We start from the raw sequence: 12,967 nt of genomic DNA, 5'->3' as shown, positions 1-12,967 counted from the left end.
ACAATAATTGTATTCGTTCTGAATTTTCTCATTCAAAGCCATCAAACAATGGCTTATTTTATTAGAATTTTCAGGGTTTTACATACTGTTCAATCTTCTGTTTTCAAAGTGCTTTGTGTTGTTATGTTCTCAACAGCAACTCGTATATTCTATCACATCGTTTCTGTTTTGTCAACAACTTTTTTAATTTCTTTTTTCTTGCTTTTTCACCGTTTTTCGCGGTGGAGTTACAGTATAGCACAACGGCTTATCTCTGTCAACCATAATTTTACTTTTTTCTCCACGAAAGGGCAAAAAAATAATCATTTGGAAAAGAGCGGAGAAAGAGGGATTTGAACCCTCGCGCCGGTTACCCGACCTACACCCTTAGCAGGGGCGCCTCTTCGGCCTCTTGAGTATTTCTCCGTAGTTCATAGTCTCCATATGATTCGTCCTGCAACAAGATTGTTCCCAGACGCATTGACAATTATACTAGAGAATATTTCGATTGTCAACACATATTTTCATTTATTTCCTGTTGAATTTTGTCGTGTACTATATCTGCTATTTGAATTGTCCTTAACCCAACATATTGTTCCGGCTGCAGCGGTTCCAGGAAGCGTACCTGGACCTTTTGCTTCTTTATAGAATTAACATCGAAAGGTTTGAAGCAGTCAATCAGTGCAACCGGCACAATTGGACACCTGGCATTTACCGCACTCTTGAAGGTTCCTCCTTTAAAAGAGAGAAGATGATTTCCTTCCCTGCTCCGGGTCCCCTCGGCGAATATCACGTAATTTCTTCCCTGCTTCACATCCTCCGTCATCTTTGTGATGACCTTTAAGGATGCTTTTACGTCCTGGCGGTCTATGGACATGCCGTGCATGGCCGCAATGACCTGCTTGATTAATATAATATTAGAGGCCTCTTTCTTGACGACAATCCCCAGCGGATTGGGACAACTCTCCATAATGGCCAGAACATCAAACAGGCCCTGGTGATTGGGAAACAGGATAAAACCGTTTTTTTCTGGCAGATTTTGAATTCCGTGGACTTCTACTTCCACACGGCCTGTGCGGTTTACCGTTTTCACTACATTCCTAATATAATCATATCGCTGCTGTTCTGTGTGGGTGTCCCCTGATCTCCCCAGCTTCCATATATGATAAAACCATATTGGAGCCCGAAAAAAATTCCGAAGCACCATATATGCAATACGGTTCATGATTTCCTCCTGCGTTTCTCTGTATTGTAATTGGACAGAAAAACTATTCTTCCCTGTATTCTTTTATCGCTGTCTCATATAGATTGTTTCCTTTGCTGTCGATAACGACTATCACAGGGAAATCTTCTATCTCCAGACGGCGGATCGCTTCTGTGCCCAGGTCATCGTAAGCGATCACCTCTGAGGAAAGAATCCGCTTAGACAGAAGCGCTCCCGCCCCTCCTACTGCAGCAAAATAGACGGAACCATTTCTGACAATGGCATCCACCACCTCTTTACTTCTCTTTCCCTTTCCAATCATGCCGCCAAGCCCCATATCGAGAAGCTGAGGCGTATACCGGTCCATGCGGCTGGCTGTCGTAGGACCTGCCGATCCGATGGGTCTTCCTTCTCTTGCAGGGGATGGACCCATGTAATAGATCATGCTGCCGCTGATTTCAAACGGCAGTTCCTGGCCCCGGTCCAGTGTCTCCTGCATCCTCTTATGTGCCGCATCCCTGGCCGTATAGATGGTTCCTGTTAAATAAACGTAATCGCCCGCTAAAAGGCCGGCTGCGTCGTCTTTGGTAATTGGTGCTTTCATATAACGGTCCATACTGTGGTAAACCCTCCTTCTCTTTCTTAGAGTACTCTTATATAATCCGGTGCGCATGGCGGTTTACATGGCAACAGATATTGACCGCCACAGGCAGGCCCGCTATATGGGTGGGGTACGTCTCGATGTTTACCGCCAGAGCTGTGACGCTTCCGCCGAGTCCGCCCGGCCCAATTCCAAGGCGGTTGACCTTTTCGAGCAGTTCCTTCTCAAGCTCTCCTGCATAGCCCGCCGGAGGCTCCTCCTCCAGGTTTCTGGTCAGGGCATGCTTTGCCATCTCCGCACATTTTTCGAAGGTTCCGCCGATTCCCACTCCGATTACCATAGGGGGACAGGCATTGGGACCTGCATCACGGACTGCCGTAAGTACGGCTTCCTTAATCCCTTCGATTCCATCCGCCGGCTTTAACATAAAAATACGGCTCATGTTTTCACTTCCAAAGCCTTTAGGAGCTACGGTGATATCAATCTGGTCTCCATCCATGATCTCATAATGGATGACAGCCGGAGTGTTGTCCTTTGTGTTGATCCGGTCTACTGGCTCTACCACGGATTTACGAAGATAACCTTCCACATATCCGTCGTGCACGCCCTGATTCACCGCGTCGGCCAGGCTGCCTCCTTCTATATGTACGTCCTGTCCTATTTTCAGGAAGATGACAGCCATACCAGTATCCTGGCAGATGGGAATCCTGTCTTCCCCCGCAATTTTTAAATTTTCCTCCAGCTGCTCTAATATCTGCCTTCCCAGCGGCGACCTCTCCCGTCTTACCGCATCGCAGAATACATTCTTCATGTCGTCTGACAGAACATGGTTTGCTTCTATACACATTTCTTTAATATTTCTTGTTATCTCTTCGGCCTGAATGGTTCTTATCATACGATTCCTCCATATAAATGATGAAATCCATCACTCTCTTTTACTAACTATAAGGGATTGATCCGTTGAAATCAAGTATAATCATGTGTTATTTCTTTTGTAATTACTCTTGACAATGGATGGATCGTGGTGTATTATTGTATTAAGTAATTAGTACAGTAATACAAATGGAGGTGAGCGAATGACATGGCATTTTGAAAATGACAGACCAATCTATACTCAGCTTTTGGAGCAGATACGTCTTCGGATTATATCAGGCATCTATGCGGCAGGCAGCCGCCTGCCATCTGTCAGGGAACTGGCGGCAGACGCTTCTGTGAATCCCAATACGATGCAGAAGGCATTATCGGAGCTGGAACAAAGCGGTATTATCTATTCTCAAAGAACATCGGGACGTTTCGTCACGGAGGACACGGCAATGATTGAACATGTAAAAGAAGAGATTGCAGAAGAAAAAATCAAAGAATTTTTTAAGGTCATGAACAGCCTTGGCCTGAAACCGGGGGATACACTGAAATTAGTAGAAAAAGCGGCAAAGGAGATGAGTCAATGAATTCTATACTACAGTGCAGCCATATTACAAAAAAATTTGGCTCTTTAACGGCTCTCGATGATGTGAATTTCACCATCGAACCAGGCAGAATCGTAGGGCTTCTGGGTCCTAACGGAAGCGGCAAGTCTACATTTATCAAGCTGGCCACAGGCCTGTTAACGCCGACAACCGGAACCATCACCATCTGCGATCTTCCGGTCAGTGTCGAGACGAAACGGAGAGTCTCCTATCTGCCTGATAAGAATTACTTAAATGACGGGCTGAGAATCAACCAGATTCTCGACTATTTTCACGATTTTTACGACAATTTTGATTTAAACAAGGCTTACGAGATGTTAAAACGTCTGAACATCGATCCGAAGAGCCGGCTGAAAACGCTATCCAAAGGAACGAAGGAAAAGGTTCAGCTGATTCTGGTCATGAGCCGAAACGCCGATCTTTATCTTCTGGATGAACCGATCGGCGGTGTCGACCCGGCGGCCAGAGACTATATTTTAAATACCATATTATCGAATTACAATGAACAGGGTTCCATTATTATTTCCACCCATTTAATTTCCGATATTGAACCAGTTCTGGATGACATCATCTTTATCAAGGATGGAAAGATTGTTCTGACCAGTTCCGTCGATGCAATCCGGGAAGAAAACGGTAAATCTGTAGATGCTCTGTTCAGGGAGGTGTTCAAATGCTAGGTAAAGTATTCAAACATGAAATGAAATCCACATCCCGATTATTTTTACCGTTGATGATCGGATTCATTGCCATTACGCTTCTGTGCAAATTTACATTTGAAAGCAGCTACAGCGCATTTTTGGGAAACAGCCGGCTGATGGAAACGATTACAGCAATCTTTTTCGTCCTGTACTTCATTTATATCATCGCCCTGTTTGTCATGACTTCCGTCTTTATCGTCATGCACTTTTATAAAACCATGGTGAGTGATCAGGGATACTTAACCAACACACTTCCTGTGAAGATGAGCACTCTGATCAATGCAAAGCTTTTGTCAGCGGTCCTGTGGGAGATTATCGCCGGCGTGCTGTTTATCTTATCTATTTTCATTTTTTTCACCGGACACCTGCATCTGACTGATCTCCAGCAGCTGCTCCGTGATTTTGGGACTCTCTATCGGGAGGCATCAAATTACTTAAATATGCCGATTTTCCTGATTGAAGTCACCATTACCTGCATCGCCGGTCTCATTTCCGGACCTCTGATGCTGTATGCGGCGATTGCGCTTGGTCACTTATTCCGGAAACACAGAGTCCTCTGGGCTATAATTTCTTACTTTGTTATCTATGTGGTAATGCAGATTATCAGCAGCGTGTATTTCTCCATATGCGGTTACTCCTCTCCTCTAATCAGCAATTCGGAGTACGCCGTTCAGACGGTTAAGAATTATATGCTGTTCACCACCATCTTCTGCGTGGCCTGCACAGCGGGATTTTATGCAATAACAGATTATATCTTTACCAGGAAGCTTAATCTGGAGTAATATCTTTCGGGTGAAAGGAACAGATAAAAAACAAGGAACAGATAAAAAACGTGGTAATTCCGATTAAAGGCTGTTGATCCTATCGGGATTACCACGTTTTTTATTTTTATATCCGGCGTTCTCAATCCTGGCTCTTCTTTCAAACCATATTTTGAATCCTTGTTATTCCTTCTTGAATATCTTCGCTTCAATCGAAGCGATCGTAATGCTTTCCAGCCGCTTCCGGCATAATTCATCGAGATCCGCATAGATTCCATCCATGATGGCCGCCATACCGGATGCGATCATGCAGTCCATTTCCTTATCGCCTGATTTCCATGAAGCCGATACAAAATCGACCTCCAGAGCATCGCATACCTGCCTTAAATTCACGCAGGATGAGTCTTTTTCAAAATGGTATCCGCCTTCCAGCCCCTCTTTTGTTGAAATGATCCCGGCCTTTTTTAACTTGGCCATGACCTTTCTCACTCTGGCCGGATTGGTGCATACGTTGGAAGCCAGCGCCTCGCTGGATATGGTTTCCTGACGGTGATTCAAATATACCAAGGCGTGGACCGCTATTGCAAATTCACTTGTCATGTGATTCGCCCCCTGTCTGATTCATACTCTTCCCTGAAACTTCAATCTGTAATTATTATTGTTTCAGTTTATATCGTAATACTATCAGTTACAGTTTTTTTTGTCAAGTCCAAACCAAAAGAATTTTCAAACAAATTTATTTTAATATTTTACCCATGATTACAACACAGCCCATAATGATCAGGATGGATACAAAGATTCCGCCCATCCCTTTTCCCATGATTTCCAGAGCTATTAAGAAATTTTCCATCATCGTCTTTCCCTCCTATAAGAACCTTGTCACCAGGCTGATGACAAGGCCGCCTGCTATGACTGAGGCGATCTGGCCGGATACATTGGCGCCGACTGCGTGCATCAGGATAATATTTCCCGGCTCCTCTTTCTGGGCCATCTTCTGTACTACTCTGGCAGACATGGGGAACGCGGAGATTCCGGCTGCGCCGATCATCGGGTTGATTTTCTCTTTACGGAACAGATTTAATATTTTGGCAAACAGCACGCCGCCAATGGTGTCAAATACAAAGGCAATCAGGCCAATACCCATGATCATCAGCGTATCGACTCTCACAAACGCATCCGCACGCATGCTGAAGGAGATCGTAATTCCCAGTAGCAGGGTGATTAAATTGGCGAGCCCGTTCTGAGCCGTGTCGGAAAGATTGCCGAGAACACCGCATTCCCTCAACAGGTTGCCAAACATTAAGAATCCCACAAGAGCCACCGACATCGGGGCGATCATGCCTACAATGATAGTTACAACGATTGGAAATGCTATCCTCATGGCCTTCGAAACGCCCGCAGGCTTATACTCCATATGGATGGTTCTTTCCTTCTTTGTCGTGACCAGCCTGATGGCAAATGGCTGTACAATCGGCACCAGGGCCATGTAGGAGTAGGCGGCCACCGCTATGGCTCCAATATATTTAGAATGGAGAATCTGGGACACGAGGATGGAGGTGGGTCCGTCTGCCGCGCCGATAATTCCGATGGATGCTGCGTCTTTCAAATCAAATCCCAGCAGTACCGCCGCACAGATCGCGATAAAGATTCCCAGCTGAGCGGCCGCACCAAATAAGAACATCACCGGCTGGGACAGCAAGGGGCCAAAATCAATCATGGCTCCGATTCCGATAAACAGGAGGATGGGAAGCGCCTCAGACGCTTCGATCCCCACATGAAACAGCCATTCTATAATTCCGTTGGTGTCGCCGACACCGGCCAGCACCTGATTAATAACCCCTGTATTCGGCAGATTCACCAGAATTGCACCGAATCCCATGGGCAGAAGCAGTGCCGGTTCATACTCTTTTTTAATTGCAAGCCATATCAGGATAATTCCCACCAGATACATGAGTATTTGCTGCCAAGTAACAGACATAATTCCCTCTAATAAGAATTCCATTTTCATCCTCCTGTTTTCTCTATTGTCCTAATTTTTAGTGTCCCTTTTCTTTTTCCCGGTTCAGTTCTATTTTTACTGCCTTTATAACCTTTTCATTCATCTTAAGGATGGTGTAATGGATGCCATCCTCATACAGCTCTATAGGCATCTGTTTGTCGTTCGGTATGTATCCGAGACATTCGATCAGATAGCCTGACAGGGTATCGCAGGAGCTCTCGATCTCCTCGTGAAGGACCTCATTTAAATCGTACAGGAGGATGCTTCCGGCCGCCTGGTACACATGGGGTTCCACCTCCACAAGCTCCGGCTCCACGTCTTCATACTCGTCGTGTAAATCGCCCACAATCTCCTCGATTAAGTCTTCCATGGTCACAATCCCCGACACGCCGCCGTACTCGTCGACGAGCACAGCCATCTTTAGCTTGTTCTTCTGCATCTCCTGAAATAATTTATCCGTCTTCCTGTTTTCAGGAATAAAATACGGTTTCTGCATGATGGCGCGAATATCGATTTCCCTGACGGGCTTCTTATTCGCTTCTATGATAAAATCCTTCATAAACAGGATTCCCACTATATTGTCAATCTCATCCTCATAAACCGGGATTCTGGAGTGTCTGCTGCTTAGTATTTCGTCGATGCTGGACAGCAGAGGCGTACTTAAATCCACGGCAATCATGTCCTGGCGCGGAGTCATGATTTCTCTCGCCTTCTTATCGTCAAATAAAAAGATGGAGGTTATCATATCCTGTTCAATTTCATTGAACACGCCGCTTTCCCGGCCGGTCTGGAGCATGGAACGGATCTCTTCTTCAGAAACCTCCTCTTCCAGGTTCTCCGTCTTAAGTCCCAGAAGCCTTAATATTCCGTTGGTGGACGCGGACAACAGGGCGATAAACGGGGCCATGATCTTAGAAATGATATAAATCGGCTTAACGGCAAACAGGCTGAAGGCCTCCGCCTTCTGCAGCGCAACCCTTTTCGGAACCAGTTCACCAAATACCAGGTTAAAATAAGACAGGATGATCGTAACCACCACCATCGCTATGCTCTGGCTGTAGGGAATTCCTGACTGCGCCATGCGGTTTCCCAGTATCTGTGAAATACCAGTCGCCGCAGATGCACTGGAAAAGAATCCGGCAAATGTGATTGCCACCTGGATGGTTGACAGAAATCCTGTGGAATTTTCTGATAGTTTTTGAATCAGGGCCGCCTTTTTATTGCCATTGTCGGCGAGCATCCGGATCCTGTTTTTGTTGACAGATACAACTGCCATTTCTGCCCCTGCGAAAAATGCATTCATCATGGTAAGGGCTATTAATAGTAAAATCTGTGCGGCTATCGCAGCCGCGCCTGGGTCACTGTCCAAGCTTAATTCCTCCTTTAATTGGGTTGGGTATTCCGGCATTTTCCTCTAAGTCAAAACCCCCGCCGCAAGCAACGGGGTATCAAATTTGCAGCGCCGCGAGCGGCGGGGTATTTGACCCTCGCGGAGGGCGCCTCCTGCCCGGAGGGCTTTTTTGTAAGAGTAACACTTTCCTCTTACAAAAAAAGACTTTTATTACAGCATGGATTATTCCACACTGCAATAAAAGTCTTGCCATTTCAATTCCCAGCGGATTATTTGTTTTTCAATCCACGCTAAAGCGTTCATTAATCGTACTGACGCACAGGAATCCATAAGGTTATGCCGGCTACTCCCCTTTATTGATAGTATTATTATAATATAAAGAGCAAAAAATTTCTATTAAAAAAATGTTAAGTTTTCTGCTGCAGCCTTTTATTCTTCGGATTCCGGAGCGCTCTCTTCATCTTCCAGGTCCAGATCTTCCATGCCTTCGCCCTCTGATTTGCTTCCGTCATCACGAACCTTGGCAATACTTGCCACGCGGATATCGGATTCCTGATCGATATTCATAAGCTTCACACCGGAGGTGTTGCGCCCGATTACGGAGATGTCTTCCACGGTAATTCTGATTACAATTCCCTCATTAGTGATAATCATAATATCGTGATCGTCATGCACCAGCTTCGCTCCCACGATCATACCGGTCTTCTCTGTGATCTTATAGCAGAGTACGCCCTTTCCGCCTCTCTTCTGCGGGGTAAATTCGTCGATCGGGGTACGTTTGCCCATACCGTTTTCGGATACGATTAACAGCTTCTCACCCTGCGTATCCATCTGCATGCCTACGACCTCGTCATCATCGTTAAGCTTCATGCCGATTACACCCATGGATACACGTCCCGTTACACGGACATCGGTCTCATTGAAACGGATACACTGTCCCATCTTCGTAATCAGGAAAATATCCTTTGAATTATCGGTTGCCTTTACCTCGATGAGTTCGTCATCCTCGCGGAGTACAATGGCCTGAAGTCCGTTCTTTCTGACATTGGCGTATTCCATCATCGGGGTCTTCTTTACCATACCGTTCTTTGTCGCCATAAATAAGAACTTGTCGTCGTCGTATTCCTTCATCGGGATGATGGCGGTAATGCTCTCTCCCGGAAGCAGCTGAAGCAGATTGATAATCGCCGTGCCTCTGGCCGTCCTGCTTCCCTCCGGAATCGCATACGTCTTAAGCCTGTATACACGTCCTGTATTGGTAAAGAACATAATATAGTGGTGGTTGGTGGTCATAATCAGATCTTCGATATAATCCTGATCGATGGTCTGCATTCCCTTGATTCCCTTACCGCCTCTGTTCTGGCTCCTAAAGTTGTCCACGGACATTCTCTTGATATAGCCCAGCTTTGTCATGGCAACAATGGTGCTCTCATCCGGAATTAAGTCTTCCATGGACATGTCAAATTCATCGAATCCGATGGAGGTTCTTCTGTCATCCCCGTATTTATCGGAGATCAGCATAATCTCTTCCCGGATTACGCCAAGAAGCTTCTTCTCATCTGCAAGAATGGCTCTCAACTCCTCTATCTTCGCTTCCAGTTCCTTAAATTCGTTCTCCAGCTTCTCACGTTCCAGACCTGTAAGAGCACGGAGACGCATATCCACGATCGCCTGGGACTGAACATCACTTAAGCCAAAGCGCTCCATGAGTTCTGCCTTCGCAATCTGAACGTTCTGCGAATTACGGATAATCCTGATGACTTCATCGATATTATCAAGAGCAATCAGCAAGCCCTGTAAAATATGAGCGCGCTCTTCCGCCTTGTTTAAATCGTACTGGGTCCTTCTGGTTACGACTTCCTTCTGGTGCGCTAAATACAGCTTGAGCATCTGCATCAGATTTAAGACACGAGGCTCGTTATTGACAAGCGCCAGCATAATGACGCCGAATGTATCCTGTAACTGGGTATGTTTTAAAAGCTGGTTTAAAATAACATTGGCATTGACATCACGGCGAAGTTCAATGACGATTCTCATACCGGTACGGTCAGACTCATCTCGTAAATCCGTGATTCCATCGATTTTCTTCTCTTTTGCAAGCTCCGCCATCTTTTCGATCAGACGGGCCTTATTCACCATGTAAGGAAGTTCTGTTACGATAATACGGCTCTTTCCGTTGGGAAGCGTCTCGATATCCGTCACGGCGCGGACTCTTATCTTTCCGCGTCCTGTGCGGTAAGCCTCTTCGATCCCCATCTTTCCCAGGATGGTTGCACCTGTGGGGAAATCCGGCCCCTTGATGATCTCAAGGACCTCTTCCATCTCGGTCTCTCTGTTTTCCTCTACCTGATTATCAATAACTTTAACAACAGCGCCGATCACTTCTCTTAAGTTATGAGGCGGGATGTTAGTCGCCATACCTACCGCGATACCCGATGTTCCGTTGACCAGAAGATTCGGGAATCTGGCCGGAAGTACAACCGGTTCCTTCTCGGTCTCATCGAAGTTCGGCGTGAAATCAACGGTATTCTTGCCGATATCAGCCAGCATCTCCATGGAGACCTTACTCAGACGCGCCTCCGTGTATCGCATGGCCGCCGCTCCGTCACCATCGACAGAACCAAAGTTGCCATGGCCGTCTACCAGAGGATATCTGGTGGACCACTCCTGCGCCATATTTACCAAAGCTCCGTAGATAGAGCTGTCGCCGTGCGGATGGTATTTACCCATGGTATCACCGACGATACGGGCACATTTACGATGGGGTTTATCTGGTCCGTTATTCAGTTCGATCATTGAGAATAAGACTCTTCGCTGAACCGGCTTCAAACCATCCCTTACATCAGGAAGCGCACGGGCAGCGATAACACTCATGGCGTAGTCGATATACGACTTTTCCATGGTCTTTTTCAAATCTACCTCATGAACCTTATCAAAGATATTTGGTTCCATATTTCTTCTCCTTTATAACGCAATATTAATTGTTTTTTATATATCCAGATTGCCGTACTTGGCGTTGGCCTCGATGAATTCACGTCTTGGCTCTACCTGATCTCCCATCAGTGTCGTAAATGTCAGATCAATCTCCGATGCAGTCTCCTCGTCGAAGGCAACACGAAGCAGAATCCTGCGCTCAGGATCCATGGTCGTCTCCCAGAGCTGCTCGGCATCCATCTCTCCCAGACCTTTATAACGCTGTATCTTATTATTGGTGTCACGTCCGATTTCTTTCAGGATGTTATTTAACTCTTCATCGCTGTACGCGTACCATACCTTCTTGTTCTTTTCCACCTTGTATAACGGCGGCTGAGCCAGATAGACATGGCCCTGTTTGATTAACTCCGGCATGAAACGGTAAAGGAAGGTCAGAAGAAGCGTACTGATATGCGCTCCATCCACATCGGCATCGGTCATGATGATAATCTTGTTATAGCGAAGCCTCGAGATGTCGAAATCCTCATGAATTCCGGTACCGAACGCTGTAATCATTGCTTTAATTTCCGCATTGGAGTAAATACGGTCCAGTCTGGCCTTCTCCACGTTTAAAATCTTGCCTCGAAGTGGAAGGATGGCCTGGGTATCTCTGGAACGGGCCGTCTTTGCGGAACCGCCGGCGGAATCTCCCTCGACGATATAAATCTCGCAGTTTTCCGGATTCTTGTCAGAACAGTCTGCCAGCTTGCCCGGAAGTGCCATGCCCTCGAGTGCCGTCTTTCTTCTCGTCAAGTCTCTGGCCTTTCTCGCGGCCGCACGGGCACGCTGAGCCAGGATAGACTTGTCACAGATCGTCTTGGCCACAGTCGGATTCTGCTCCAGGAAATACGTAAACTGCTCCCTTAAAATACTGTCCACGGCGCCTCTCGCCTCACTGTTGCCCAGCTTCTGCTTCGTCTGGCCTTCAAACTGAGGTTCCTCGATCTTCACGCTGATGATGGCGGTTAATCCCTCCCGGATGTCCTCACCAGAAAGGTTGGCCTCGCTCTCCTTCAGCAGCTTGTTGTTTCTCGCATAGTCGTTCAGTGTATTGGTAAGGGCGTTTTTAAATCCGGATAGATGGGTTCCGCCCTCAGGTGTATTGATGTTGTTCACAAAGCTGTAGATATTCTCTGTATAGGAGTCGTTGTGCTGCATGGATATCTCCACGTACACACCGTCCTTGGATCCCTCACAATAAAATACCTGATCGTAAAGCGCAGACTTGCCACGGTTTAAATAAGTGACAAACTCCTTGATACCGCCTTCGTAATGGAATACATGCTCGTGCTTCTCTTCCCGGTTGTCTCTCAATATAATCTTTAAGTTCTTTGTTAAGAACGCGGTCTCCCTCAGACGAATCTTCAGAGTATCATAATCAAACACGGTTTCCTCGAAAATGGTTTCATCCGGAAGGAAGGTAACCTTCGTACCATGTTCATCCGGTCCTGCCTCTCTGATGACCTTTAAGGGATACATGGTTTTTCCCTTTTCATAACGCTGCTTATACGTTTTTCCATCCTGAGTGATCTCGACTTCCAGCCAGTTGGACAGCGCGTTTACGACGGATGCACCAACGCCGTGAAGGCCGCCGGACACCTTGTATCCCCCACCGCCGAATTTACCGCCCGCGTGGAGGATGGTAAATGCTACCTCTACCGCTGGTATTCCGGCTTTTTTCTGGATGCCTACAGGGATGCCCCGGCCGTCATCGACAACTGTAATGGAATTGTCTTCATTAATGGTTACATAAATTGTATCACAGTAGCCGGCCAGAGCCTCATCCACCGCATTATCGACAATCTCATATACAAGGTGATGGAGTCCCCTTACGGAAGTACTGCCAATGTACATACCAGGTCTCTTTCTGACCGCCTCAAGCCCCTCTAATATCTGGATTTGATCTGCACCATATTCTTCGCTCATATTTTCCTC

Annotated in this window: 12 protein-coding genes and 1 tRNA gene; 4 read left to right on the top strand and 9 right to left on the bottom strand. The window is 46.5% G+C overall.

The window, feature by feature from the left end; genetic code table 11:
- The coding region (locus H8S75_RS32480; RefSeq protein WP_207729239.1) for a hypothetical protein at positions 1-336 on the top strand (336 nt) is incomplete at its 5' end.
- On the opposite strand, the gene H8S75_RS28030 is transcribed toward H8S75_RS32480, so the two are convergent.
- From H8S75_RS28030 to H8S75_RS28015, 4 genes are all read right to left on the bottom strand, one after another.
- Positions 318-405: transfer RNA gene (locus H8S75_RS28030), tRNA-Ser, on the bottom strand. The genes H8S75_RS32480 and H8S75_RS28030 overlap by 19 nt on opposite strands.
- 85 nt (positions 406-490) lie before the next feature.
- A complete protein-coding gene (locus tag H8S75_RS28025) occupies positions 491-1,204 on the bottom strand; it encodes a lysophospholipid acyltransferase family protein (protein ID WP_187024332.1) in 714 nt (237 codons plus the stop codon).
- Positions 1,205-1,247: 43 nt separating this feature from the next.
- Complete coding sequence (locus tag H8S75_RS28020; RefSeq protein WP_055657755.1) at positions 1,248-1,799, bottom strand: Fe-S-containing hydro-lyase; 552 nt, start codon at positions 1,797-1,799, stop codon at positions 1,248-1,250.
- A 37-nt stretch (positions 1,800-1,836) separates the two neighbouring features.
- The gene (locus H8S75_RS28015) at positions 1,837-2,679 is read right to left on the bottom strand and encodes a fumarate hydratase (RefSeq protein ID WP_187024331.1); all 843 of its coding nucleotides are present in this window, start codon (positions 2,677-2,679) and stop codon (positions 1,837-1,839) included.
- Between the two features lie 181 nt (positions 2,680-2,860).
- Here H8S75_RS28015 and H8S75_RS28010 point away from each other — a divergent pair, with 181 nt between their 5' ends.
- The 3 genes from H8S75_RS28010 to H8S75_RS28000 are packed head-to-tail and all read left to right on the top strand — an operon-like array spanning position 2,861 to position 4,730.
- Positions 2,861-3,232 carry a GntR family transcriptional regulator gene (locus tag H8S75_RS28010; RefSeq protein WP_002605423.1) on the top strand — a complete coding sequence of 124 codons (372 nt, stop codon included), beginning with the start codon at positions 2,861-2,863 and terminating at the stop codon, positions 3,230-3,232.
- Positions 3,229-3,927, top strand: a complete 699-nt coding sequence (locus H8S75_RS28005) for an ABC transporter ATP-binding protein (RefSeq protein WP_110322544.1) — start codon at positions 3,229-3,231, stop codon at positions 3,925-3,927. Before H8S75_RS28010 ends, H8S75_RS28005 begins: the two co-directional genes overlap by 4 nt.
- On the top strand, positions 3,921-4,730 hold the full coding sequence (locus H8S75_RS28000) for a hypothetical protein (protein ID WP_187024330.1): 810 nt from the start codon (positions 3,921-3,923) through the stop codon (positions 4,728-4,730). The genes H8S75_RS28005 and H8S75_RS28000 overlap by 7 nt, the downstream gene beginning before the upstream one ends.
- Before the next feature lie 162 nt (positions 4,731-4,892).
- Here H8S75_RS28000 and H8S75_RS27995 read toward each other — a convergent pair whose 3' ends face one another.
- The 5 genes from H8S75_RS27995 to gyrB all read right to left on the bottom strand — a co-directional run bounded on the left by H8S75_RS27995 (position 4,893) and on the right by gyrB (position 12,958).
- Complete coding sequence (locus tag H8S75_RS27995; RefSeq protein WP_002605420.1) at positions 4,893-5,309, bottom strand: RrF2 family transcriptional regulator; 417 nt, start codon at positions 5,307-5,309, stop codon at positions 4,893-4,895.
- Positions 5,310-5,574: 265 nt separating this feature from the next.
- Positions 5,575-6,711, bottom strand: a complete 1,137-nt coding sequence (locus H8S75_RS27990) for a sodium ion-translocating decarboxylase subunit beta (protein ID WP_187024329.1) — start codon at positions 6,709-6,711, stop codon at positions 5,575-5,577.
- Positions 6,712-6,745: 34 nt separating this feature from the next.
- A complete protein-coding gene (locus H8S75_RS27985; protein ID WP_187024328.1) occupies positions 6,746-8,077 on the bottom strand; it encodes a hemolysin family protein in 1,332 nt (443 codons plus the stop codon).
- A gap of 411 nt (positions 8,078-8,488) precedes the next feature.
- Positions 8,489-11,011, bottom strand: coding sequence for a DNA gyrase subunit A (gyrA, locus tag H8S75_RS27980; protein WP_187024327.1), 2,523 nt, complete (start codon positions 11,009-11,011; stop codon positions 8,489-8,491).
- Between the two features lie 36 nt (positions 11,012-11,047).
- Positions 11,048-12,958: a DNA topoisomerase (ATP-hydrolyzing) subunit B gene (gene gyrB, locus H8S75_RS27975; protein WP_187024326.1), complete on the bottom strand. Its 1,911-nt coding sequence runs from the start codon at positions 12,956-12,958 to the stop codon at positions 11,048-11,050.
- Positions 12,959-12,967 lie beyond the last annotated feature (9 nt).

This window comes from Hungatella hominis (assembly GCF_014288005.1).
Lineage (GTDB): Bacteria > Bacillota > Clostridia > Lachnospirales > Lachnospiraceae > Hungatella > Hungatella effluvii.
The sequence above is the reverse complement of the archived record's forward strand: the minus strand, read 5'-3'. Positions and strand labels throughout refer to the sequence as shown.

Excerpts from the sequence above, each read along its gene's own strand:
- H8S75_RS28010 (WP_002605423.1), top strand. The coding sequence starts at position 2,861 with ATGACATGGCATTTTGAAAATGACAGACCAATCTATACTCAGCTTTTG.
- H8S75_RS27995 (WP_002605420.1), bottom strand. The coding sequence starts at position 5,309 with ATGACAAGTGAATTTGCAATAGCGGTCCACGCCTTGGTATATTTGAAT.
- H8S75_RS28005 (WP_110322544.1), top strand. The coding sequence starts at position 3,229 with ATGAATTCTATACTACAGTGCAGCCATATTACAAAAAAATTTGGCTCT.
- H8S75_RS28025 (WP_187024332.1), bottom strand. The coding sequence starts at position 1,204 with ATGAACCGTATTGCATATATGGTGCTTCGGAATTTTTTTCGGGCTCCA.
- gyrB (WP_187024326.1), bottom strand. The coding sequence starts at position 12,958 with ATGAGCGAAGAATATGGTGCAGATCAAATCCAGATATTAGAGGGGCTT.
- gyrA (WP_187024327.1), bottom strand. The coding sequence starts at position 11,011 with ATGGAACCAAATATCTTTGATAAGGTTCATGAGGTAGATTTGAAAAAG.
- H8S75_RS28000 (WP_187024330.1), top strand. The coding sequence starts at position 3,921 with ATGCTAGGTAAAGTATTCAAACATGAAATGAAATCCACATCCCGATTA.
- H8S75_RS27990 (WP_187024329.1), bottom strand. The coding sequence starts at position 6,711 with ATGGAATTCTTATTAGAGGGAATTATGTCTGTTACTTGGCAGCAAATA.
- H8S75_RS28020 (WP_055657755.1), bottom strand. The coding sequence starts at position 1,799 with ATGGACCGTTATATGAAAGCACCAATTACCAAAGACGACGCAGCCGGC.
- H8S75_RS28015 (WP_187024331.1), bottom strand. The coding sequence starts at position 2,679 with ATGATAAGAACCATTCAGGCCGAAGAGATAACAAGAAATATTAAAGAA.